19 protein-coding genes are annotated in these 24,813 nt (G+C 62.6%); 11 read left to right on the forward strand and 8 right to left on the reverse strand.

Going from position 1 to position 24,813, the window contains the following annotated elements:
• Positions 1-49: 49 nt before the first annotated feature.
• On the forward strand, positions 50-724 hold the full coding sequence (locus RA302_RS04935) for a response regulator transcription factor (RefSeq protein WP_225320381.1): 675 nt from the start codon (positions 50-52) through the stop codon (positions 722-724).
• Positions 725-727: 3 nt separating this feature from the next.
• Here RA302_RS04935 and RA302_RS04940 read toward each other — a convergent pair whose 3' ends face one another.
• The 4 genes from RA302_RS04940 to RA302_RS04955 all read right to left on the reverse strand — a co-directional run bounded on the left by RA302_RS04940 (position 728) and on the right by RA302_RS04955 (position 8,674).
• Entirely contained in the window at positions 728-2,116 is a 1,389-nt protein-coding gene (locus RA302_RS04940; protein WP_166501879.1) for a HAMP domain-containing sensor histidine kinase, read from the reverse strand.
• A 106-nt stretch (positions 2,117-2,222) separates the two neighbouring features.
• A complete protein-coding gene (locus tag RA302_RS04945; protein ID WP_021342978.1) occupies positions 2,223-3,620 on the reverse strand; it encodes a serine hydrolase domain-containing protein in 1,398 nt (465 codons plus the stop codon).
• Between the two features lie 20 nt (positions 3,621-3,640).
• Complete coding sequence (locus tag RA302_RS04950; protein ID WP_166501880.1) at positions 3,641-7,009, reverse strand: serine hydrolase; 3,369 nt, start codon at positions 7,007-7,009, stop codon at positions 3,641-3,643.
• A 54-nt stretch (positions 7,010-7,063) separates the two neighbouring features.
• Positions 7,064-8,674: an ABC transporter substrate-binding protein gene (locus RA302_RS04955; protein ID WP_070796326.1), complete on the reverse strand. Its 1,611-nt coding sequence runs from the start codon at positions 8,672-8,674 to the stop codon at positions 7,064-7,066.
• A 162-nt stretch (positions 8,675-8,836) separates the two neighbouring features.
• On the opposite strand from RA302_RS04955, the gene RA302_RS04960 reads away from it, so the two are divergent.
• From RA302_RS04960 to RA302_RS04975, 4 genes are all read left to right on the forward strand, one after another.
• A complete protein-coding gene (locus RA302_RS04960; protein ID WP_024487530.1) occupies positions 8,837-9,997 on the forward strand; it encodes a pyridoxal phosphate-dependent aminotransferase in 1,161 nt (386 codons plus the stop codon).
• 64 nt (positions 9,998-10,061) lie between these two features.
• A complete protein-coding gene (locus RA302_RS04965; RefSeq protein ID WP_046379784.1) occupies positions 10,062-10,667 on the forward strand; it encodes a TetR family transcriptional regulator in 606 nt (201 codons plus the stop codon).
• 68 nt (positions 10,668-10,735) lie between these two features.
• Entirely contained in the window at positions 10,736-12,157 is a 1,422-nt protein-coding gene (purB, locus tag RA302_RS04970; RefSeq protein ID WP_019747059.1) for an adenylosuccinate lyase, read from the forward strand.
• 66 nt (positions 12,158-12,223) lie between these two features.
• Positions 12,224-12,637: an HIT family protein gene (locus tag RA302_RS04975; protein WP_020968550.1), complete on the forward strand. Its 414-nt coding sequence runs from the start codon at positions 12,224-12,226 to the stop codon at positions 12,635-12,637.
• Between the two features lie 15 nt (positions 12,638-12,652).
• Here the strand turns inward: RA302_RS04975 and fes are convergent, their stop codons facing one another.
• On the reverse strand, positions 12,653-13,888 hold the full coding sequence (fes, locus tag RA302_RS04980; protein ID WP_166501882.1) for an enterochelin esterase: 1,236 nt from the start codon (positions 13,886-13,888) through the stop codon (positions 12,653-12,655).
• A gap of 66 nt (positions 13,889-13,954) precedes the next feature.
• On the opposite strand from fes, the gene fepB reads away from it, so the two are divergent.
• The 3 genes from fepB (at position 13,955) to RA302_RS04995 (ending at position 17,034) form a co-directional block, all read left to right on the forward strand.
• A complete protein-coding gene (fepB, locus tag RA302_RS04985; protein WP_024487532.1) occupies positions 13,955-14,950 on the forward strand; it encodes a Fe2+-enterobactin ABC transporter substrate-binding protein in 996 nt (331 codons plus the stop codon).
• A gap of 147 nt (positions 14,951-15,097) precedes the next feature.
• Positions 15,098-16,375: a histidine kinase gene (locus tag RA302_RS04990; protein ID WP_020906367.1), complete on the forward strand. Its 1,278-nt coding sequence runs from the start codon at positions 15,098-15,100 to the stop codon at positions 16,373-16,375.
• The gene (locus RA302_RS04995; protein ID WP_019747064.1) at positions 16,372-17,034 is read left to right on the forward strand and encodes a response regulator transcription factor; all 663 of its coding nucleotides are present in this window, start codon (positions 16,372-16,374) and stop codon (positions 17,032-17,034) included. The genes RA302_RS04990 and RA302_RS04995 overlap by 4 nt, the downstream gene beginning before the upstream one ends.
• Before the next feature lie 96 nt (positions 17,035-17,130).
• Here the strand turns inward: RA302_RS04995 and RA302_RS05000 are convergent, their stop codons facing one another.
• Positions 17,131-18,063: a tyrosine-protein phosphatase gene (locus RA302_RS05000; protein ID WP_166501883.1), complete on the reverse strand. Its 933-nt coding sequence runs from the start codon at positions 18,061-18,063 to the stop codon at positions 17,131-17,133.
• A 250-nt stretch (positions 18,064-18,313) separates the two neighbouring features.
• Here RA302_RS05000 and RA302_RS05005 point away from each other — a divergent pair, with 250 nt between their 5' ends.
• From RA302_RS05005 to RA302_RS05015, 3 genes are all read left to right on the forward strand, one after another.
• Positions 18,314-19,348, forward strand: coding sequence for an ABC transporter substrate-binding protein (locus RA302_RS05005; RefSeq protein WP_166501884.1), 1,035 nt, complete (start codon positions 18,314-18,316; stop codon positions 19,346-19,348).
• Positions 19,349-19,503: 155 nt separating this feature from the next.
• Positions 19,504-20,397: a phosphoribosylaminoimidazolesuccinocarboxamide synthase gene (locus tag RA302_RS05010; protein ID WP_019747067.1), complete on the forward strand. Its 894-nt coding sequence runs from the start codon at positions 19,504-19,506 to the stop codon at positions 20,395-20,397.
• Positions 20,394-22,508 (forward strand): S9 family peptidase, encoded by a 2,115-nt coding sequence (locus RA302_RS05015; protein ID WP_019747068.1) that lies wholly within the window; start codon positions 20,394-20,396, stop codon positions 22,506-22,508. The genes RA302_RS05010 and RA302_RS05015 overlap by 4 nt, the downstream gene beginning before the upstream one ends.
• 12 nt (positions 22,509-22,520) lie before the next feature.
• Here RA302_RS05015 and RA302_RS05020 read toward each other — a convergent pair whose 3' ends face one another.
• Together RA302_RS05020 and RA302_RS05025 are read right to left on the reverse strand one after the other, a co-directional pair.
• Positions 22,521-23,210, reverse strand: coding sequence for a response regulator (locus RA302_RS05020; protein WP_020906370.1), 690 nt, complete (start codon positions 23,208-23,210; stop codon positions 22,521-22,523).
• On the reverse strand, positions 23,207-24,793 hold the full coding sequence (locus RA302_RS05025; protein ID WP_019747069.1) for a sensor histidine kinase: 1,587 nt from the start codon (positions 24,791-24,793) through the stop codon (positions 23,207-23,209). Before RA302_RS05025 ends, RA302_RS05020 begins: the two co-directional genes overlap by 4 nt.
• Between the last annotated feature and the right edge of the window lie 20 nt (positions 24,794-24,813).

The following is a 24,813-nucleotide window of genomic DNA, read 5'->3' on the forward strand; positions in this document are numbered from 1 at the left end:
TCTACTGGGTGCATCCGAACAACTGCGTGTCGACGAAACGGGGCCGGTGGTGCGAGTACTGGTTGTCGAAGACGAAGTACGCCTGGCCGAGACGATCCGGCGGGGATTGGTAGCCGAGGGATTCGTGACCGCCGTGGAACTCAATGGGGACGACGGATTCGCGATTGCCTGCAGCGACGAATTCGACGTGATCGTTCTCGACATCATGTTGCCGGGCAAACACGGTTACGACATCGTGCGGGACCTACGCGCCCGGGAGGTGTGGACGCCGATCCTCATGCTCTCGGCGAAGGACGGCGAATACGACCTCGCTGATGCTTTCGATCTCGGTGCCGACGACTACCTGGTCAAGCCCTTCTCGTTTGTAGTATTCCTCGCGCGGCTTCGCGCACTGGTGCGGCGCGGCGCTCCCCAGCGTCCATCGATACTCACCGTGGGAGACCTGTCCCTCGACCCCGCCAAACATCAGGTGATCAGAGCGGGAATCGAATTGACGCTGACGCCACGTGAGTACAGCGTTCTCGAGTTCCTGATGCGCAACAACGGAGTTGTGGTCACGAAGACCGAGATCGTTCGCTCCGTCTGGGACATCAACTACGAAGGTGACGAGAACATCGTCGAGGTCTACATCGGTTACCTACGTAAGAAGGTCGACCTCCCGTTCGGAACCCACAGCATCGAAACCATTCGAGGCATCGGGTACCGCTTTGTCGGCACTGCCTGATCTTCAATCGGTCGGTAGCGGAATTGTCACCTCGAATCGACTTCCGCCGCCTACCCTCTCGCTGACGGAAATGGTTCCGTGATGCGCCGCAACGATTTCCGACGCGATGGCGAGTCCGAGTCCGGAGCCACCTCCCTGCCTCGACCGCGGCTGGTCTAGGCGGACGAAGCGTCCGAAGATTCGTTCGCGTTCTGCTGCAGGGATTCCGGGCCCGTCGTCCTCGATCACGATATGGGCTTCGTGGCCGGCTTCGGAACACTCGAGATGCACGAGGGTCTCGGAGTGCCGCACTGCGTTGTCGACCAGGTTTCGCACCATGCGCGCCAACGCCCTCGGGTCTCCGGACACGCGAACCGGAGCAACGGTGGCGGTGACCGCGATCTCGGAGATACCGTCGATCCGCTTCTGCTCGGCGAACAGAATGTCGTCGAGGTCGACGTCGACGACGGTACCGATGGATTCGAGTTCGCTTTCGTCCGAGCGCGCGAGAATCAACAGATCCTCGATCAACTGCCGCATCCGTCGCGCCTCGGGAAGTAGCGCGTCTTCGATCAGTGCGTCGTCGAGGAGATCCGGGCGTCGGTGTGCCAGTTCGAGAGCCGTCGTGATCGTGGACAGTGGACTACGTAACTCGTGGGAGGCATCGCTGACGAATCGTTGTTGAGCAAGTGCGCCTTCGTCGAGGCGCGCCAGCATGTCGTTCATTGTTGTTGCCAGTCGGGCTATCTCGTCGTTCCCGGACGGGACGGGGACTCGTTCACCTTGACGCCCACTCGATATCGAGGCAACTCGAGCGCGGATGCGTTCCACGGGAGCGAGAGCCGAACCCACCAGGCGGTAAGTGGCAAACGCGGCCAGTCCAAGAACCAGGGGCCCGGCGATGGCGAGCAGAACGGCAACGGTGGTCACCACGGTTTCAACCGGTTCACGGTCGGCGCCGACGAAAACGGTGACCGGTCCGGCCGGCGTCTGAGCGCCGTGTCCGATCAGCCAGTAGTCCTCGTCGTCGGACTTCTTGACCCTTCCATAGGTGTCCGACTCGTCAGGGCCGAGAATGCGTTCGGACAGTAGGTCGCTGTCAGTTCCAGGCGATTGGGCGACGATTCGGTGATCGGCGTCGACGATCTGCACGATTCCGATCTGGCTGTCGGTGGACAGAAGCGAAGGGTCGAGATCGGCTGGGCCCTTCCCGGTGAGTTGCTGGACCAACTGTGCGGCACGGGCCTCGGAGCTGTTCAGTGCGGACAGGTGCAGGGAGTTCGCCAGTACGAAAACCAGTGCAAGCCCGGCGATCACCAAGCAGAAGGCGATCACGAGGGTCGATGCCACGGTCGTCCGGGCGCGCACGCTCCACCGGGACGGGTGCAGAATCGACTCGCCGATGACGTTCATGGCGTCCAGTCTGTACCTTCGCGGCTGTGCATATATACAAAGGCTGTGCATATACAAAGACGGGTGACGCGGCCTCGTAATCGGACCGCGTCACCCGTCTAGAGGATCAAGCCACTCGCTTGGCGGTTCGGCCGCCGAATTCGAGCATCACGGCGCGTCCGGTGTCATCGGTGACGAAGCGCCCCAGCGTCCGCGTGGTGTCGGCGCGAGCAGCGAAGTCGAGATCGTTGACGAAGGCGATCGGGATCGCCGGTGGCCAGACGATGTCCTCGTATTCGCCGAGGTCCTGCGCGCTGCCCATGCGGACGCCGATTCCCTCGTCACCGGGGGCGACGGTCATGGTCAGGTTGCCGGCCTGGTACTTGCCCAGGACCGCGTCGACGGCAGAGGGTTCGGGCTCGACCACGTCGAGAGATGCCGGCGCGGGCAACTCTGCGAGGTTGGCCATGCACCAGTCGACGATCTTCTTGCCGATTCCGCCGCCGAGTGCGTTGGTCAGCACGGTGACGGCGAAGTTCTTCTCAGGCACGGTCAAGAACTCGGAGACCTGGAGGTTGCTGACGTTTCCGCCGTGCCGGACAACCTGTGTGGTGCCGTATCGAGTCAGTAGCCAGCCGATGCCGACTTCCTCGAACATCATCGCGGCGGGACGCTGCGGCTTCTGCATCAGCAACCGGGTGGACTCGTCGAGCGGCTGTCCCTCACCCGGGTGTTCGCCCGACAGTGCGTAGCGTGCCCAGACGAGCTGATCGCGCACCGAGGACCACATTCCACCGCAGGGCGTCATACCGCGGTCCAGTCCGGTCTCGTTGGACACGAACGGCTCACCCTCGCGGATGTAGTGGCCGAGTGCAAACCGGTGGGTCATCACGTCCCAGGGCAGGAACGCCGAGTTCTTCATCTCGAGTGGGTCCAGAACGCGCTGCTTGACCAGCTCTTCGAAGGTCAGTCCACTGATCTTGGCTACGACGTATCCGGCGAGGACGAATCCGGAGTTGCTGTAGGAGAAGACCTCTCCGACGGGAAATTCCTGTCGTAGTTCCTTCAGCCGTGAAATCGATCGACCCAGCGCGTCTTCACCCCAGCCGGCCGAGAGGCTGGCGTCGCCGGTGAATCCGCCGGTGTGCGTCAGAAGATGACGCATCGTGACTGTGCGCGTGGCTTCGTCGTCGGCGAGGATCAGTTCGGGGACGTACTCGACCAGTGGGGTGTCGAGATCGAGTAGGCCGTCCTCGACGAGTGCCATCGCGGCTGTTGCAGCAAAAACCTTTGTGGTGGAACCGATCATGAACATCGTCTTGTCGGTGACCGGGAGCTGGGTTTCGACGCTCTCGATGCCACTGGTGACGACGATGTCCTTGTCGCCGTGCACGATACCGACCGAGACGCCGGGGATGTTTGCCTCGACCCTCCACTGGTCGACGAGTTCCTGAAGCTGTTCTTGCATCTTTGATTCCTCGAGTTCGCTGGCGTTCTGTGTTTCGGCGTTCGGTGTTTCCGTCATCGTATGTGTATCGGTCGTCGTCACGCGTTAACCCGTGGTAGGAAGCGGAATCCGACGTACACGCCGTCGCGGTGCGGTCGTACCGTCGTCCACCCGGCAGCCCCGGGTTGACGGGTGGTCCAGGTCCCCGGGATCTGCGACGGTACGAGAGTGGCTACCGCTGCAGGCTTCTTCGGAGCTGTTTCGTCTTCCTCGGGATTCGGGATGACGTCGCCGATGACGGTGATCACAGCCTCGTCAGCGGACTCTCCACGACGGAACTCGATTGCTATTCCGCCCGAGCTGTACTTACCCAGAACCGAATCCGGAATCGACTCCACACTCGCGGGGTTCGGGGCGAGGGCTTGCGGAGGTTCGAGTCCGACCAATGCGGCCGCGGCTTCGGTGAAGAGATCACGATAGAGGCCGTCTGCTTTGCCGCCGCTGGTCAGCAGCGCGATCGCGACATTGTGGCGGGGGAAGATGCGCAGATATGCGTGCTGCCCGATGGTGCTGCCGTCGTGGCCGAAAATTTCTTCGCCCGACCAGGTTTCGTGGAACCAACCCAGACCCCAGCCCGACTTGTCCGGGAACAGTTCGCTGATATCGATTTCGGGTGTACGCATCGCGGCGGCTGATTTTTCCGACACGATCCGCACACCGTCGACGCTCTGACCTTCGAGAAGGCCGAGTTCCGCGAACGTGAGCAGATCTCCGATGCTGGCAGTGATGCAGCCGGCCGGCCCCATCGAGCGCGTGATCGGCCAGACGGGCATCACGACGGAGTTCCCTGTATGGCCCGCTGCCACAGAGTATCTCGGAGTATCTCCGGTCAACGTGAGTGTGTGCGCGAGGCCGAGCGGATCGATGATCCGCTCCTTGAGGATGTCGTCCCAGATACCGCCGCGAAGAACCTCGACGATACGAGCTGCAAGGACGTACGCGGAATTCGAGTACGCGAAGCCGTCCTCGAGTGGATGAACCTGACGGAAGTCACGCAGGCCCTCGACGTAGCGTTCGACGACGTCGTCTCCGCGACCCTTGTCGATGAAGAGGTCACCGTCGATTCCGTTGCGATGGTTCAGAAGTGCGCGAACCGTGATGCGGGCGGCTGTTTCCTCGTCCTGCAGTGCGAAGTCGGGCAGGATCGACCGGACGGTCGCGTCCAGGTCGAGCAAGCCTTCGTCGACCAGCTGCATGACCAGCATCGCGGTCCATACCTTGGTGATGGATCCGATCTGGAACAGGGAGTCGGTGGATACCTCGACCCCGGTGTCTGCATTGATCACGCCGGAAGCCACCGTCGTACGGGTGATTTCCTTGCCGCTGGAATCGAGTGTGAGAATACCGAATTGAGCACCGGTGACGCCGTAACGCTCACACAGTACGTCCAGTGAGCGCTTCCACGCGTCGGCGCCGGCAGATGCATTGGCCAGGCCGGTCTTGGGCAGCTTCGCGGAGGTGTATCGCTTCACCCACTCGATGAGCCGTGTGCTGTAGTCGATTCGGTGCGAGATCGAGCCGTTGACGAGGAACCCGTGGCTTGCACCGGGATACGCCACCAGTCGGGTGGGTACATGCTGCTGGCGAAGTGCGGCGAACCAGGCCTCGGCCTGACCCAGCGGGCACCGCTCGTCCGACTTTCCGTGCAGGATCAGCGTCGGAGTCACCACGTTCTTCACGGCGGCGAGCGGTGAGGCTGCCAGCAGCCCCGCGGAGTTCTCGGGAACAGTGGTGCCGGTGGCGAGCGACGCGAGGTGCGGACCGAAATCGCAGACTCCGGCCATGGCGTTGAAATCGCAGATCAGCCCACCGGCCACCGCCGCGGCAAAGCGATCGGTCTGCGAGGTGAGGTGGCAGGTGCTGTATCCGCCGTAGCTGTACCCGGTGATCGCCAGTCGGTCCCCGTCGACAAGTCCCTCGGCGACAAGCGCGTCGATCGGCTCGAGGAAGTCGGCTTGGTCCGAGGTACCCCAGGCGCCGTTGACGGCGTACATGAAGTCTGCGCCGTACCCGTCCGATCCACGTGGATTGAGGGTCAGGATGCGCCAGCCCTGCGCTGCGAGAACCTGGTGGGCGGGGTGATAGGTATCGGCAACGCCGGTCCACGCGTTGTGCGGTCCACCGTGAATGTCGAGCAGAAGGGGTGCAGCGCCATCAGTTTCGGGAGCGGACAGCAACCAGCCATGCACGGTACGGCCGTCGGAGATGGTGAATTCGCGCTCCTCGGCGGCAAACAGGGTCACCTCGGGGAGTGCTTCTGCGGTGAATTTTGTCAGCGTGGTGACAGCGCCGCTGTCGAGATCGACGAGTGCGACCTCGCCGAAGGACTGCTGTGTGGTGACGATGACGGAGGCGACGCGGGCGTCACGGGCAACGGAGAGCGCCGAGACGACCTCGTTGGGATTGGCGACGAGGGAGCGAGAGGTTCCGGTTTCGATGTCGGCTGCATACAGATGCGTCCATCCGCGATCGCGGAGGCAGAACACGATTTCGTCGCGAGTATTCGACAGTGCCGGTGTGCCACCGGGATAACCGGGCGCGCCGGGCATCACGTTGCGATCGAGATGAGCTGTGAGGGTGACGTCGACCGGTGTCTCAGTTGGGCCGGGGACGGACAGACGGATCAGGTCGGCAGTTCCGACACGGACCTCGGGGGTGCCGATGGCGACGACCGAATCTCCTTGCGGGTGCCACAGTGTGGAGCCCTGCACCCCGGTGGCGTGACCGAGTCGCTGCGGCGGAACTGACAGATCGTCGACGAGGATTCGGTAAGCGCTGAACGTGAGGTTCAGATCGCTGTCCGGTTCGAGATTCGCGGTGAAGGCAAGAGCCGTGCCGTCGGGCGACCAGGACGGTACGTCCGCATTCCAATCACCGTCGGTGAGGCGTCGTACTGCCTTCGTCTCCAGATCGACGGTGTGCAGGTGGCGACGGAAGGTGCCGAGCCAACCGGCGCCGTCCACCTTGTATCCGAGTCGGTCGGTGACGATGGGCGCATTCGGATCGGTGGAGTCCGAACGTGAGATCACAGCGGCGAATGCAATGGCATTTCCGTCCGGGCTCCAGACCGGTGCGCCGGCACCGAGGGGGAGTGATGCTGTTGTGGTGAGGGTTTCGGCCTCGCCGCCGGCGAGCGGGATCAGGTGCAGCTGCGCGGAGTCGCCGACCTTGCGGAGGAAGGCAATCGAGGTTCCGTCCGGAGAGAACCGAGGTGCCGAATCGGCGGGCCCCGCAGTGAGGCGGCGAGCCTGCGAATCGCGGGGCACTGCCCAGAGCGATGTAGTTGCCTTTCCGGCAACAATTTCCGAGCGAACGAAGACGACCACGGTGCCGTCGGGCGAGATTGCGGTTTCAGTGGGTGTGACCACGCGGTGGAGGTCGTCGAGAACAAATGGACGGTCAGTCATGTAGATCCTTCGAATCGGAGAAATAGATGCAGACGTAAAGCTTTGTCTTCCGGCTTATTTCAGAACTCGGATGCCTGGGCCCGCCAGGGTTCCACCAATCGGCGCGTACAGGGACGTCGCACCGTTGAAGAACATGAAGTTCGGCGATGTGGATACCGGAACGACGTCAGAAGAGGTGAACAGCGCCTGTTCCGCTTCCTTCCACACCGAGCAGGATTCCTGCCCGGGCAGAACCGAGGCCTTCGCAGCCAGTTCGGTGTATTCGGGATTGTCGATCGATGCGAAGTTGACGCCCGCCGGAGGGGTCGGGCCGGAGAAGTACGGAACGAAGATGCTGGGAGTGTCACTCTGGACGGTCAGACCGATCGAGATCGACCAGGATGTCAGGTCCTTTGCCGCGAACGTATTGGAGATGATGAAATTGTTGTCACCACCGCGAAGCTCTACCTTCGCGCCGAGTTCCTGCCACTGCTTCATCGCGTATTCTGCTGCTGCAGAAGTGGTATCGCGGTAGTTGGCAAAGATGACCGTCAATTGCAGCGATTGACCGTCCTTGGTCAGAACGCCGTCGGATCCGGGCTTCCAGCCGGCGTCGGCGAGGGTCTTCTTCGCCGCAGCCATGTCGAACTTCGGAACTACACCGGTGACACTGTCGTAGTCACATGCCCGCGGATCGACAACGGCCAATGCCGTAGCGCGCGAACCCTTGCCACCGGTGTTGATGTCCGTGTAGTCGTCGAGATCGATTGCCTGCACGAGCGCGCTGCGCACCGCTTCGTCCTTGGTGGGAAGAGCAGAATTGTGGTTGAAGATGAACTGCCCGCTCAAGGTGTTCGACGTCATCGATTCCAGGCCGGACGCTTCCACACGTTCGATATCCGCACCGGCCACCGGTGCTGCGTTCACCGTTCCGGTGAGGACCAGGTTCGCCGTCGTCGCCGCGTCGGTCACGATCTTGATCGTGACGGCCTTGGGCACTCCGAGGGTGTCCGATGTGGTTTCGCCGTTCGGTCCCCAGTTGTATCCGTCGCGGCGTTCGAGCGTCACGTGATCGTTTGCCACTACTTCGGTGATCTTGAACAGGCCGGTTCCGTTGCTGCTGCTGCGAACACTGGCGGGGTCGTCGAGTGCTGCCTGGCATGCCAGTTTGAGAGCACCGATGCGCTCGAGCAGGAAGGGCGCAGGTTCCGCCGTCTTGATCGTGAGCTCGTCGCCATCGGCGGTTGCTACCGCGGTTTCGGGTACCGACGCTCCCAGCCACGGCGAGCCGTTCGTCTTGTCGACGACCCAGTTGATGTTGTTCGCGGCTGTCTGGGCAGTGAACGTCGTGCCGTCTTCACACGTGATCCCTTTTTTGAGGGTGAAGTTCAGCGAAGTTCCGTTCTCGCTCCATTTTTCGGCCAGATACGAGCCCGCTGCACGGGTTTTGGGGTCGATGGCCAACAACGAGTCGTTGGTATAGCTGTTGATTGCCTGCGTGGCAGTCAGGTTGGTGATCAGGGGATGAAGGTTGCCGGGGTCGGTGTTCACGATCGTCGTGAAACTCCCGTCCTTGGCGTAGTCCCCGGAGGTACCGCCGCCAGGATCAGAGGTGCTTCCGCACGAGGCAACCGTGAGAACGCCGATCGTGACCAGAGCCGCGGTGGGCACTGAGCGAGCTTTCATCTGATGCACCTTTTGATCGAAGGATGTCGTTGATCAATGCTGCGCGAGGGACGTGGCCCAGGTCTCGTTGAATCGACTCATGCTGAGCACCTGAATCTGTCGGATCGTCACAAAGGATGGTCGTCGTTTCTCACGGAAGTGTGGTTCGGCTACCGTCGGGGTGTGCGCTCAGAATCTCGTCGATCAGATATCCAGACCTTCCATGTCATGGATGTATGGAAGGCCGCGACCGAACGTCAGCGGACGCACGGTGACGTTCTGACGTTGGCTGCCGGTCAACCGTCGACCCCCGCGCCGGCACCGGTGCTACGTGCGACGCGCGAGATCCTCGGCACCGAACTACTCGGGTATACCGAGACTTTCGGGATCCTGCCGCTACGCGAAGCTATTGCGCGCTACCACAGCGAGCGATCGGGAATAGCCGTCGACGCCGAAGACGTGGTGGTGACGACAGGTTCGTCCGGGGCGTTCACCTTGCTTTTCCTGGCCGCGTTCGACGAGGGCGACACCGTGGTGGTCGCTCGCCCCGGATATCCCGCCTACCGCAACACCCTTGCCGCTCTCGGCTGCAACGTCGTCGAACTCGACTGCGGGCCGGCAACCCGATACCAGCCGACGGTGGACATGCTCGAGGCCTTGCCGTCGCCGCCTGCCGGTCTGATCGTCGCCAGCCCGGCAAATCCGACGGGCACGGTGATCTCGCCCGAGGAGCTCGCTGCGTTGGCGACGTGGTGCGAGCAGCACGGCACCCTTCTGATCTCGGACGAGATCTACCACGGCATCGGATACGGCGATCAGCACACGTCGAGCGCCTGGGAGACCTCACGCGAATCCGTAGTGATCGGCTCGGTGTCCAAGTACTTCTCGATGACGGGTTGGCGGCTCGGGTGGATGTTGGTGCCGACGTACTTGCGGCGCCCGCTGCAGCGACTCGCGTCGAACATGACGGTGTGTCCGCCCGCGATCTCTCAGTACGCCGCCATCGAGGCGTTCTCGGACGAGGCGAAGGTCGAGTTGGACGGGCACGTTCAGCGGTACGCCGTCAATCGTGAACTGCTGTTGACCGGGTTGCCGAAACTGGGCATCACCGAACTGGCTCCCGCCGACGGTGCGTTCTACGTCTACGCGGATATCGGCCATCTGTGTGGCGACGAGGGCGCTACCGCGTGGTGTGCCCGGTTGCTGACAGATACCGGGGTCGCGTTGGCACCCGGAATCGATTTCGATACCGTCCACGGAAACCGGATGGTCAGACTTTCGTTCGCGGGCGCGACAGCCGACATCCAGGAGGCGCTGACCCGCCTCGAGAAGTGGCTCGGGTAACAAACAGCAGGGTCTTCGAGCTGTTTCGCCATGCGGAGGTGCCCTCTGCTGGCACGATGTCGTGGTGTCTTCTGCAGCTACGCCCAAGGGTGAACGACGTCGCCAAGCTCTGGTGGCGTCCGCTGCTGAACTTTTGCTGGAGGGCGGGTTCGACGCCGTTCGTCACCGAGCGGTGGCAACCAGGGCCGACCTTCCTCTGGCTTCGACGACCTATTACTTCGACTCACTCGACGATCTGATCGCGTGTGCCGTCGAGCTCAACGGCAACGCCGACATGGAAGCGATGCGCGCCAGAGTGGCTGCGGTGACCCAACGTCGGCGGGGCGCGGAATCAACCGTCGAACTTTTGGTCGAGCTGCTGCTCGGAGACGAAGAGAAGCGGCCGGAGAGCCGCGAACGATTGATCTCGCGCTACGAACGATTTGTGGCGTGTGCCCGTCATCCCGCGCTTCGTGACGTGCAGTTGCGCCTACGCGCCCAGCTCGACGACCTGTTGACCGATGCGCTTCGACGCTCGGGCCGAACGGCTCCCGAGGGGCAATTGCGCCGTCTTGTCGCGATGGTCGACGGCGCGATGATCACGGCGCTCGGGGAGTACGACCCGGACCCACGCGGGTTGGCCAGAGGAATGCTCTTGGAATCGATCGACGTGATGGCGCCGCCGGTCTAGCTCGGGGGCGACAGCTGCTCTAGCTCGGGGGTAACAGCACTGCTCGGCCACCGTTAGACTGAGGCCTCGTGAGCCGCATCCCGAATGTCCTTGCCAACCGATACGCCAGCCCGGAGCTTGTTGCTCTGTGGTCTCCCGAGTACAAGATCGTGCTCGAGCGCCAATTGTGGGTGGCGGTGTTGCGTGCGCAGGCAGAGCTGGGCATCGACATTCCGGCCGACGCCATCGACGACTACGAGCGCGTCATCGACAACGTCGACCTGGCGTCCATCGCGGACCGCGAGCGGGTCACCCGCCACGACGTGAAGGCACGCATCGAGGAATTCAATGCACTCGCCGGACACGAGCAGGTCCACAAGGGCATGACCAGCCGTGACCTCACCGAGAACGTCGAGCAGCTGCAGATCGTGCGTTCTCTCGAACACGTCTACAACCACGGCATCGCCGTCGCCGCCCGTCTGGGTGAGCGCGCTGCCGAGTACTCGTCCATCGTGATGGCCGGCCGCTCGCACAACGTCGCAGCTCAGGCCACCACCTTGGGCAAGCGTTTCGCTTCCGCGGCCGACGAGCTTCTCGTTGCACTGACACGTCTGCGTCAGCTGATCGACCGCTACCCGCTGCGTGGGATCAAGGGCCCGATGGGTACCGCTCAGGACATGCTCGACCTCCTCGACGGCGATGCGGCCAAGCTCGAGCAGCTCGAAGCGAAGGTCGCGGAGCACCTCGGATTCGCCCACGTACTGACCAGCGTCGGCCAGGTGTACCCGCGTTCCCTCGACCACGACGTCATCTCCGCGCTCGTCCAGGTCGGCGCGGGCCCGTCGTCGTTTGCACACACGATCCGCCTGATGGCCGGCCATGAGCTGGTCACCGAAGGCTTCCAGCCCGGCCAGGTCGGCAGCTCGGCGATGCCGCACAAGATGAACACCCGCTCGTGCGAGCGAGTCAACGGACTTCAGGTGATCCTGCGCGGCTACGGCTCCATGGCAGCCGAGCTTGCGGGTGCACAGTGGAACGAAGGCGACGTCTTCTGCTCCGTCGTGCGTCGCGTCGCTCTCCCGGACGCGTTCTTCGCGATCGACGGCATGTTCGAGACCTTCCTGACCGTGCTGATCGAGATGGGCGCGTACCCGGCCGTCATCGAGAAGGAACTGACGCGCTACCTGCCGTTCCTCGCCACGACCCGCGTTCTCATGGCAGCGGTGCGCGCGGGCGTCGGACGCGAGACCGCCCACGAGGCGATCAAGGAGAACGCCGTCGCAGTTGCGCTGGCGATGCGTGAGGAAGGCAAGGAGCCCGACCTGCTCGATCGCCTTGCCGCCGACGACCGTTTGCCGCTCGACCGCGCCGCACTCGACGAGGCACTGGCCGACAAGGCGGCCTTTGTCGGCGCCGCGTCTGCTCAGGTCGACGCCGTTGTCGCCGAGGTGCAGAAGCTTGTCGACGCCAACCCCGAAGCTGCGGCGTATGCGCCGTCGCCGATTCTGTAAGGGCTACGCCCCCGTGCGCCTTTTCGGTAGTCACCACCACCGAAAAGGCGCACAGGGTCGAAGAGCATGAACTGCATCTTCTGTTCCATCATCGCCGGTGAGGCCGAGGCCAGCGTCGTCTACGACGACGCGAATGTCCTTGCCTTCATGGATATTCGGCCGTTCACATCCGGCCATCTCCTGGTCGTGCCGAAGCGCCACGCCAGTGGATTGTCCACGCTCGATTCCGACGACGGTGCCAGGATCTTTTTCGTCGCACAGAAGATCGCCGCAGCGATGCGTACCGGACCTCTCCCGGTCGACGGAGTGAATCTGCATCTCTCCGACGGAGCTGTTGCGGGGCAGGAAGTCTTCCATGTTCATCTGCACGTCATTCCGCGAAATCGCGGCGACGGCTTCGGCCTGCGTGCGCTACCTCGCACGCCCAATCGGGCAATTCTCGACAGCACGGCTGCCGTCATTCGCGGTGCACTGAACTAGCGGCACCGGCCACTTTCAGGGACTACCGATCAGTTCGACAACGGAGTCCAGAAGGACACTGCGCCAGCACAACCAGTCGTGGCCGCCGTCGAAGATCCGATACGACACTTGCGCTCCGGCAGCCTCCAACGCCTGTGCGACCGCTGCGCTGTGCCCGACCATGTCGGACTCGTGCCTACCTACTTCGAGGACAACGCGTAAACCGTCCGGTACGCCATCGCGCTCGATGCGTGCGGCGATGTCTCCACCCGGCGGACCGTCCTGGCCGCGCTTCAAGCCTGTCGGCCACCAGAATGAACCGGACCCGCTGGCGACCAGCGCGAAGTGTTCGGGGAATTCGAGTGCTGCGAACATCGAGGCCAGGCCGCCGAAACTCTGCCCTGACACCACCGTTCGCGTTCGATCAGACGAGAAGGGTGCGACGGCGCGCACCTGCGGAAGTAGTTCGTCGACGACTGCACTCCAGTAGTCGCGGTTGCACGGCAATTCCTTCGAACGACGTTGATTGTCAACGGAATCGATGGCCAGCAGAACGCAGGACTTCAGTTTGCCGGTCTGGACTGCACGATCGAAGGCGGCACCTGCTGGCATGACCTCGGCCCAGTGGCGCCCGTCGAGAAGTATCACGAGCGGCCGTTCTTCGAGCGGTGTCAATCCGTCGTCCACGGTCTCGTAGATCCACACCGGCCGCTCGACGTCCAACGTCGAACTGGCCCAGGTGAGCTGTATCGACTTCCTGAAAACTGGAGCATCCCAACCGAACTGGACCGGCGCCGAGGGCATCTCGGCGACGGAACGCCTTGTGTCCACGCCTGCGGAGAGCGGATTGAGTGGGTCGGCAATTCGGTGTTCGAGCAACCCCAACCAGCGGGTGCGGCGGGTCGTGTCTTCCTTGCCTGCTCCCGGATAGTCGAATTCGTCGACTACGGACTTCGGCGCCGGGATGATGCTGTAACTGCTGCGCCAGGTGTTCGAGACTTCGGCGGCGTAGAACCACACCGGACTCTCGCCGATCCGTTGCATCACGCTGAGTTGTTCCGCGTGATGGTCGGTCAACGAGTTTGCGTCGAGGTAGACGCGGTCGACTTCCGTCTCCTCGGGCTGTCGCCAGAGGAAAGTTACTCGAACTGTATGTGTGTCAACACTTTCGATGATCGGCGTGCCTTGTTGCACTATCCGGTTCCAGAAGGTGTCGATGTCGGGCGAGGCCGCGAGGGAAGCGGACAATTCTGTCACCGCCTGAGTTAGCATGAGCACAGCCTAACCTAATTTCATGGGCTTTTGAATTCGAGGAGTGGTCCGCCAGTGGGCGTCACAATGAAAAAATCGCGCGCCTTGAAGGTGCTCTCCGCAGTCTTGGTGGCAGGGTTCGCTCTCGCCGGATGTAGTTCTGCGGATGCCGATTCCGGTGCTGATTCGGCTGCATCGCAGGGTAATTGGCCCCGCACGGTGGAAACGCCGAAGGGGCCGGTGGAGATCACGTCGAAGCCGGAGAGGATCGTCTCGACCAGTGTGACGCTGACGGGCACGCTGTTGTCGATCGACGCTCCGGTGGTGGCTACCGCATCGACGGGACCGAACACCGACGTATCGGATGCGCAGGGGTTGTTCACACAGTGGGGCGACATAGCTCGAGAACGTGGACTCGCAGTGCTGCCGATGGGCGGAGCGAACGCAGAATCCGTTCTGGCCCAGAACCCGGACCTCATCGTCGTCTCGGCGACTGGAGGTGACTCCGTCGTCGATCTGTACGAACAGTTCACGGCCATCGCTCCGACAATAGTGGTGGACTACGGCGGAAGTAGTTGGCAGGAAGTGGCCGCCGTGCTGGGTGAAGCGACAGGTCTCGAAGACAACGCAGCGGCCACGGTCGCGAAATTCGACAGCGCAGTAGAGGCAGCGAAGGCCAAGATCACACTTCCCCCGCAGCCGACCACCGCGCTCGTCTACTACGAGGACGGCAGCGGCGCCAATATCTGGACGCACGAGTCCGGGCAGGCGAAGTTGCTCACGGCGATGGGTTTCACGGTCGCCGACATTCCCGAGTCTGCGAAGAGCAGTGAATCCATGGGTAAGCGCAAGGACATCATTCAGGTCTCGGCCGAGAACCTCTACGACGGTATCGCGGGCAACACCCTGATCTTGGTCAGCGCCGACGACGGTGCGGTGAAAGCGGTCGAGGCACTTCCCCTGTTGGCGCAGCATCCGGCAATTCGTGATCACCATGTCTATGCCGTGGGGCTCGATACCTTCCGTCTCGACTACTACAGCGCAACCAACATGGTGAACCGGTTGGTCGAGCAGTTCGGCTGATCCATAAGTACTAGTGCTTTCACCCCGAACTAGTCCTTTGGTTGTAGCCGAGAATCGAACATTCCCTTCACGTTCGTCGAATGTGGGACCAAGTGGTGCGCGCATGCCACCATGAACGTCAATCATCGGATGCGGAATGGGGAGTGGATGTTCGACTCGGCTGGTCAGAATGTCTCGGGGCAAGCCCTGGCATCGCGAGGGTGGGGACGTTTCAACCTGAACAACCCGGCCACGGCGGCCGTGATCGTCGGCCTGCTGAGTGTGCCGTGGGTGTTCGGTCTCGCCAGTCTCAAGACTGAACCCGAGACGAGCAATCGAGTGCTGAGCGATCCGGGAACCGTCGTCGGCATCATGGGTTTCCTGACGGTGTTGACCGTGGTGGCGTGTGCGCGCCGGCGGTACCCGATCGCGTACTACCTCCTGACGTTGGCAGGATCCGGCGGATTGATGCTCTTCCTCGGCAGTCGATCGCTGGGGGCCACGCCGCTTTTCTGGTTCGCGATCATGGCAGTGTCCATCCGGGTGAGCGGCATGCGCCTGGTCGGACTGCTGGTCCTCGGAATGGCGATGGACGTGATCTTGGCGATGTATCTCACCGAGCGGGACGGGCTGACGGTCGCAGAGGTTCAGGTGGGGGAGTTGCCCCACCTGTTCCTCGAGCCGGCGGCAAACACCGTCACGAGTTTTCTGGTCGTCGCCGCCATGGGAAAGATCGTCGCGCGTCTGCGAAAGCAAGCAGTGGAGAACAGTCAGGCGGTAGCGGATCTGCACCGGGACCGCGAGCGCAAGATTGCGAATGCCGTTGTCGCCGAACGGCAGGACATGGCACGTGAGTTGCACGACGTCGCGGCTCACCACATGACCGGCATGATCATCCAGGCCCGTGCCGCCGACAAGTTCTTCTCGAGCAATCCCGAACAAGCGCAAGCCCTCCTGGGCGGCGTCATCGAGCAGGGGCAGCGGGCCCTCAACAGCTTGCGGCAGATCGTGGGGATCCTTCGTCTGGGTGAGGAAGACCCCGATTTCCCGACGCCCATGGTCTCCGACATCGACGAGTTGGTGGACGACTGCAGGCGCACCATCTCGTCGATCTCGCTCGAGAAGGTCGGCCGCTTCGACGACCTGGACAGCGGAGTCCAGTTGACGTGCTACCGCATCGTCCAGGAGGCGTTGTCGAACGTCCTTCGCCATGCGCCGGGTAGCGAGTCCAAGGTATGTCTGAGCCGAGAAGCCGGTGCGGTGAGAGTCCGGGTGATCAATACGCTCGGGAATGCTCGTCCGTCCTCCGACGGGCAAAACCTCGGAATTGTGGGAATGCGCGAACGCGCGACGCTCATGGGTGGTCAACTGGACGCCGGACCGAATTCGGAAGGTGAGTGGGCTGTGCAGGCACTGGTGCCGGTGAACGGGAGGATCAACGCATGATCGACGTCCTTATTGCAGACGACCAGCAGGTGGTACGGCAGGGGTTCGAACTGTTTCTCTCCGGCCACCCCGAGATTCGCGTCGTCGGGCATGCCAAGACGGGAGTCGAGGCGTACGAGCAGGTGCGTGCACTGCGTCCGGACGTCGTACTGATGGATATCCGAATGCCTCACGGTGACGGGTTGACCGCGACCAGGGAGGTCCTTGCCGAGTTTCCGGCGACCCGCGTCGTCGTGATCACCACGTTCGATCTCGACGAGTACGTTTTCGAAGCGCTCGACAGTGGCGCCGCAGGGTTCCTGCTCAAAGACGCCGATCCCGAGGAGCTCTCGTCGGCAGTGCTGACCGTGGCCGAGGGTGGCTCGGTGCTCTCTCCGAGATTGACGTCGAGACTGATCGTGGAGTTCGCGAGGCGCAAGCCGGCACCGATGTCCACAGCGCGCTCCGGATCGGATCACGGTCTCAGCGCGCGTGAAATGGATGTGGTGCAGTTGCTGTCACAAGGCTTGGGAAACAACGACATCGCAGATTCTCTCAGCCTCGAGCAGAGCACGGTGAAGTCGCACATCAGCAACATCTGCAAGAAGCTGCAGGTGCGCACCCGTGTGCAGATCGTCATCTGGGCGTACCGAAACAACGTGATCGCCGTATCGCGCTGACGCACGGGACGCTGCGGCGCATCCGGCACGGCGCGGGCAGAGAAAGTCCACGTGCCCGGGTTCGACCCCTCGTCGAACCCGGGGCAGCTGGATCGCTCAGCCCAGCAGTTTGGCTTTGAGCGTCATGACGGTCGCCGGACTCAGACCCAAGCCCTCGGTCAGGTAACGATCGACCGACCCGTAGGTCTGGTCCAACTGGGCGAGGCCGGCATCGAGATAGCTTGCCTCGACACCCAACAGGGGCTCCATGTTGACGGCCATCTGTTCGCCCAGGCTCGCCGCGATACCCGCGCGCGTGGCCTTCATGCCTTCGGCTGTGTATTCGTTGGTCAGCAAGTAGTCATTCATGATCACTGAGCGGTCGACACCGGCGATGCTCAGCAGCAGAAAGGACGTCCAGCCGGTGCGGTCTTTACCTGCAGTGCAATGGAAGACCTGTGCGCCTTCGGTTTCCGCGAGGCCCGTGAGCAACTGTGCGAACCCGGCTCGCTCCGTCGCTCCGGTGACGAAGGCGCGGTTCATGTCCTGCATCATCGATCGTGAGTCCTCGGGGGACTTGATCTTCGCGACCATCTCGGCGATGTTCCCGGACAGGATCGGAATGTTCTCGTACGCAACCCCGTCGGGCAGGACATCCGGCTTGCCGGCGATCTCGGGTTCCGTGCGCAGATCGTAAACCTTTGTCAGTCCCAGCTTTTCGAGAATGCTCATGTCATCGCCCTTGGGCGTGATCGCGTTCGCGCGGTAGAAGACTCCCTTGTTCACGGGCAGACCGAGAGTTCCCGAGTATCCGGCGCCGGTGCCTGCGACATCGCGGAAATTGTCGATCCCGGTCAGCCGCGGAGCATCTGGGGTTTGCTCGGCACTGCCGAAGTTGCTGGATCCGAAATCCAGTGAGCCGAACTGTGGAGCCGAGGGGGCAGGTTCGGCGTGCGCGATCGAGGCGCCGAAACCGGTGATGAGAAAGCTACTGGTCAACGCAATGGCCGCGGCAGACCGTAGCGAGCACGTGCGCGTGGATCGGGACATGTGTGAGCCCTTCGTCGAGCGGAGAGAGTGGCTGGTCGATGAGGTATCGCGAAGGCAAGGTAGCGAGTTCGCGTGTCCGATTCGAGAGGAATCTTGCTTTGCTCCCTCTCAGTGGGAGGCGTGCTGCTGTGAGCGTGAGTGACTCGGGAGGCGCAGTTCATTCCTCGAGACCTGTGTTTGTGTAAAGGTCCAGTGCCCTGATATTGGTTAGCCTCACCAAATCAATTCCGGAGCAGTCCGGTGCGTTCAGATGGAGTTCAACATGCGGGTTCAAGGTCTGTCGCGGTTTCGCCGCGCAGTGGTGATCGGCGCAGCAGCTGCGCTGGCGGTCGGCGTCGCCGGCTGCAGCAACTCCGAGGAGGCGTCGTCCGAATCGTCGACGACAGCCGCGAGCTCGCAGACCCGTGTCTTCGAGGCACAGAACGGATCCATCGAGATCCCGAGCGACCCGCAGCGGATCGTGGCCTGCGGATACGCAGTTCTGCCGCTGATTCAGGCGGGAGCGAACCTGGCAGCAGTATGTGAGTGGACCCGTGAACTCGGCAACATGGACGACAAGACCAAGGCCGCTTACGAAGCTCTGCCGAAGGTCGCGCCCGACGGCAACGTCTCCCAGCTCAACTACGAGGGAATCGTCGCTGCCGAGCCCGATCTGATCATCATGGGTGTTCCCGCTCGTGTCGAAAGCCAGCTGGACATGACGCAGCTCAAGGCGGCCGCTCCCGTCGTCTTCCTGGGACCGACGGTTCCTGCTGATTGGCGAGTGCTGGGCGAGCAGTTCGCCGATGCCGCGAATGTCTCCGACACCTACGGCGAGTTCAAGGACGACTACGACGCCAAAACCGCCGAACTGGCCGCGAAGTACAAGGACAAGCTCGGCTCGTTGACCTTCGGCGGCGTGTGCAACGTCTGCAAGCCCGAGGCCGGCACCTTCTCACGCGAGTACGCGTCTTCGTACACGACCAATCTGTTCGACGGACTCGGACTGCAGTTCCCCGGCACCCCCGCAGACCCCGCCGACATCCACGTCGAACAGGTATCCATCGAGAAGATCGGCGAAAATCTCGGAAATGTCGACGTGATCGTCTACGGCCTCAACGCCGACGGCTCGATGTCTCCGCAGTTGCAGGAGCTGGTCAATTCCAAGCTGTGGAAGGAATTGCCCGCAGTGAAGGCCGGCAACGTCGTCCAGGTCCAGCATTCGCTGGCCGCGACCTATCAGACGGCTCTTCTGACGCTGGATTCGATCGACGAGGGCCTGTCGAAGCTGCCCGCAAACCAGTAGTTCATCGACTGTGACGGTGGCCTCTCGCCTGCGGGCGAGGGGCCACCTGCATATCCGGATGAGCAGGGCGGACAGCTCTCCGAACGGCGAGGACGCTCACCTGTCCCGGCTACCGGGGTTCTGTACGAACTGCGAACGCCCGATAGGGTGACCGGGTGCGTCCTACACTTGATTCCTACACTCATCTGGCCGGTGGCAAGGTCCGTGACCTTTACACGATCGACGACGAGCATCTGCTGCTTGTCGCGAGTGATCGGATCTCGGCCTACGACCACGTGCTCAGCACGCCGATCCCGGACAAGGGTCGCGTGCTCACCGCGATGAGCGTGTTCTTCTTCAACGTCCTCGGTGGCACCAACCACCTGGCCGGCGAGCCCGACGACGATCGCATCCCGGAAGAGGTTCTCGGCCGCGCTCTCGTGGTGCGCTCCCTCGACATGGTTCCCGTCGAATGCGTCGTTCGTGGCTTCCTCACCGGCTCCGGCCTGGTCGACTACAACAACACCGGCGCAGTGTGCGGCGTCGCGTTGCCCGAGGGCCTCGTCGAGGCGTCGCGGCTGCCCGACCCCATCTTCACCCCGGCGTCCAAGGCAGCTCTCGGGGATCACGACGAGAACATCAGCTTCGATCAGGTAGTGGAGAAGGTCGGCCAGAAGCTGGCAGTGCAGCTTCGCGAGGACACTCTCGACGTTTATGCCCGCGCCTCCAACTTCGCGGCCGATCGCGGAATCATCCTTGCCGACACCAAGCTCGAATTCGGTCTCGACTCCGGTGGAAACCTCGTGCTCGCCGACGAGGTGCTCACCCCCGACTCGTCGCGCTACTGGCCTCTCGAAGGCTATGAAGCGGGCAAGGTGCAGCCCAGTTTCGACAAGCAGTTCGTGCGCGACTGGCTCACGAGCCCCGAATCTGGCTGGGACCGTAGCTCGGACACGACACCGCCGCCGTTGCCGCAGGAGATCGTCGACGCGACTCGGGCACGCTACATCGAGGCGTACGAGCGCATTTCCGGTCTGTCCTTCGACGATTGGGTCGGTCCCAGCGCATGAGCCTGATCCCGCCGGTCGCAAAGAAGGTCCCCGCCGAACGTACCCATCACGGACACACGTTCGTCGATGACTACGAGTGGCTGCGGGACAAGGACAACGCCGAGGTAGTCGCATACCTCGAAGCCGAAAACGCGTACACCGACGAGCAGACGGCCGCGCTCGAGCCGTTGCGCGAGAAGATCTTCCAGGAGATCAAGTCGCGGACGCAGGAAACCGACATGTCGGTGCCCACTCGCATGGGTAAGTGGTGGTACTACTCGCGCAGCGTGGAAGGCAAGTCGTACACCGTCCAGTGCCGGTGCCCCATCGCCGGTGAAGACGACTGGACTCCGCCCAACCTGACGCCCGGCGTCGAGCTGGCCGGCGAGCAGATCCTCATGGACGGCAACGTCGAAGCCGAAGGGCACGAGTTCTTTTCGCTCGGCGCGTTCTCCATCAGCGAGGACGGCACGTTGCTCGCGTACTCGGTGGACATCGTCGGCGACGAGCGGTACACCTTGCGGTTCAAGAACCTCGAGACCGGTGAGATGCTCGCCGACGAGATTCCCGATACCGCGCCTGGCGCCACCTGGGCGATCGACCACAGTCACGTCTTCTACATGACGGTCGACGATTCCTGGCGTCCGGACACCGTGTGGCGTCACAAGCTGGGAACGCCGCAGAGTCAAGATGTTTCGGTGTTCCACGAGCCCGACGAGCGGTACTGGGTTTCGGTGGGGTCTACCCGCAGTGAGAAGTACCTGATGATCTGGGTCGGTTCCAAGGTGACCAGCGAAGGCTGGATGCTGGAATCGGCGAACCCGGAAGGCGACTTCCGCGTCATCATCCCGCGTCGCGAGGGCGTCGAGTACGGCGCTGAACACGCGGTGATCGGGGGAGAGGACCGCTTCCTGATCCTCCACAACGACGTCGTGGACGGAGTCAAGGCCGAGAACTTCGTGTTGGTGGAAGCTCCCGTGTCGGATCCGACAAACATGACGACGCTGATCGAGCACAGCGCAGACGTTCGTCTGGAAGAAGCCGAAGCTTTTGCCGGACACCTCGTCCTGAGCTACCGCCGCGAGGCGCTCACTCGGGTTGCCGTGTGGCCGTTGACGGATGACGGCTACGGCGAGCGTCACGAAATCGACTTCGACGAAGAACTCTTCAGCATCGGTATGGGGTCCAACCCGGAATGGGCGCAGCCCACCATCCGACTCGGCTTCACGTCGTTCATCACTCCCGGGCAGGTGTACGACTACTACGTCGCCAGTGGTGAACTGGCACTGCGCAAGTCGCAGCCTGTTCTCGGTGACTTCGATGCGAGTAATTACGAGCAGCGTCGCGACTGGGCAGTGGCCGACGACGGAACCCGCATTCCGCTCTCGATCGTGAGGCGCGTAGGTGCGCCGGAAGGTCCCGCGCCGCTGCTGTTGTACGGCTACGGTTCCTACGAGGCGAGCATCGACCCGTCGTTCTCGGTTGCCCGCTTGTCGTTGCTCGATCGCGGCGTCGTCTTCGTGGTCGCACACGTGCGCGGCGGCGGCGAGATGGGTCGTCACTGGTACGAAAACGGCAAGACGCTCACGAAGAAGAACACTTTCACCGATTTTGTCTCGTGCGCAAAGCATTTGATCGACACCGGTGTCACAGCCGCTGATCGGATGGTTGCCGACGGCGGTAGTGCGGGTGGATTGCTGATGGGGGCTGTCGCCAACCTCGCCCCGGAACTGTTTGCCGGCATTCTCGCCAATGTTCCGTTTGTCGACCCGCTGACGTCGATTCTCGATCCGTCGCTGCCGTTGACGGTCATCGAGTGGGACGAATGGGGAGATCCGCTGCACAACAAGGACGTCTACGACTACATGCGCTCGTACAGCCCGTACGAGAACGTGGAAGCCAAGGACTATCCCGCCATTCTTGCGATCACGAGCATCAACGACACCCGTGTTCTGTACGTGGAGCCGGCCAAGTGGGTCGCAAAACTGCGCGCCACCAAGACCGGTGATGCTCCGCTACTTCTCAAGACCGAGATGAGCGCCGGACACGGCGGTGTCAGCGGTCGGTACGAGAAGTGGAAAGAGGTCGCGTTCGAGTTCGCCTGGGTTCTCGACACGGTCGGCGCAAACTAGCTTCTGTGTCAATCAGGTTCTGCGGTAACGAACCTGAGGGCGCCCAGCGCGCCCGTACTCGGTCTCCCGGGTGAGCATGCCGTCGTCTGCCAGCTTTTCCAGGTAGCGCCAGGCCGTCACCCGGGACACGCCGACCGATGCTGCCACCTCTGCAGCGGTCACCGGTCCCTCAGAATCCCGGACAGACGCTGCGACGAGTCCGAGTGTTTGAGACGCAAAGCCTTTCGGTGCCGCTGCTCGATCGTCGGACGTTCGTAGTGCGGACATCGCGCGGTCGATGTCGTGTTGACTGACCGCAGACTCTCCAGCGGGAAGTGCTGCACGATATTCGAGGTAGCGCTCGAGCTTGTCGCGGAATGCTGCGAAAGTGAACGGCTTGAGAAGATAGAGGACGATCCCGCGAGCCACGGCGCTTCGGACCACCTCCAGATCGCGCGCCGAGGTAACCGCGATGATGTCCGGACTGGGCCGCAACCCGCCCAGGGCGGAGGCCACGTCGAGACCGCTGGCGTCGGGCAACCCGATGTCGAGCAGGACCAGGTCGATGGGCTGGTCGGTGGCATTGGCCGCCGTAACTGCACGCACGGCGGCGTTCCCGGAATGAACCACGCTGTGGACCACGAATTCCGGCACACGCTCGACGTACGAACGGTGCGCCTGGGCGATCAACGGTTCGTCGTCGACTATCAGTACACGGATCATCGCGGTGCTTCCGCCTCGCGCAGCGGGATACGGACAACCAGCATGGAGCCCATCGCCGGCTCGCTGGTGAGCGTGCCGCCGTGCCGTTTCACGACTTGAGAGACCAGTGCGAGACCGAGTCCGCGAGAGCCGGATTTTGTGGAGTAGCCACGGCCCTTGGCCTTTTCGAGTGCTTCGGGTGTCATTCCCGGGCCGCTGTCGGCGACGGCAACAACCATCATCGAATCCTCTTCCATTACCGTCACTTCCACCCACGGAGACTCGCTCGCGCGCGATGCGTCAATAGCATTGTCCACGAGATTGCCGACCAGCGTGACCAACTCGCGTGCATTGAGCGAAGGAACCGGACCGAGCGCGGTGTCTTCCGTGATGGTCAGGTCGACCCCGCGTTCGGTCGCTTCGCTCATTTTCCCGAGCAGTAGTGCGGCCAGCGCCGGCTCGTGGACCGCATTCATCAGACGATCGATCAGCTGTTGGGACACCCGCAATTCGTTGGTGGCGAAGGCCACTGCGTCCTCGTTTCGCCCCAACTCGACCATCGTGATGATCGTGTGCAGACGATTTGCGCTCTCGTGGGCTTGAGATCGAAGCGACTCGGCAAAACTACGTACCGAATCCAATTCCCCGAGTACGTTCTGAAGTTCGGTGTGATCGCGAATTGTCAGCACGGTGCCAATTCTGTTGCCCTCCCACTCAACCGGGTGTTGGTTGACCACCAGCACACGCTTGTCGGTGAGGTGCACTTGATCCTTCGCGGGAGAGGCGTCGTCGACCCGCATGGTCTCGGGGATGGATGAAAGTGGCACGGGCCCGTCCGGTAGATCGAGGAGGCGACGTGCTTCGTCGTTGACGATGTCCACTCTCGCGTCTTTGCTTCGGCCTTGCCCGATCACCACCAAACCCTCACCGATGCTGTGCAGTACGGCGTCGTGGTGCTCGTACATGGTGCGCAGTTCGTCCGGAGCCATTCCCAGGGTCTGTCGCCTGATGCGTCGGCTCACCAGAAGTGAACTCAGGAGGGCGGCAAGAAGACCGCCGCCGGCAACGAACAGGATGACCGGAACACTTTGGGCGAACTGCTTGCTGATCTGCTCGCGGGTGACACCGGCAGAAACCAGACCGACCAGGGTTCCGCCGGAATCGTAGACAGGAGTGACTGCGCGGATCGACGGCCCCAGCGACCCGGCGTACGTCTCCGTGAAGGTCACGCCGGCGAGTGCGCGGTCAATGTTTCCGTTGAACAGTTGACCGATCAGCTCCGGGCTCGTGTGGGTGAATCGAGTGCGATCCGGCGCCATCACCACGATGAAATCGACGCCGGTTGCCTGTCGGATCTTCTCGGTCTGTGGTTGCAGAATCGCGGTCGGGTCCGGACTCGTCAGGGCGGCCGCCGTCGAATCCGACAGGGCGAGAGTCTGCGCTATCGAGCTCACCTGTCTGCGGATCGCGTCGTCGCTGTCTCGGCGTTCGTCGACAACTGCGAGCGCGGCCCCTACGCCGATGACCAGCGCCAACAACGCCAATTGCAGGAGCAGGATCTGCCTGGCGACGCTCATACGTCGGCCGGTCTTTCGTTCGACCATCGAGCGCCTCCTGAACGTAA

The sequence above is a fragment of the Rhodococcus sp. DN22 genome (assembly GCF_036669995.1).
In the GTDB taxonomy this organism is placed as follows: Bacteria; Actinomycetota; Actinomycetes; order Mycobacteriales; family Mycobacteriaceae; genus Rhodococcus_F; species Rhodococcus_F erythropolis.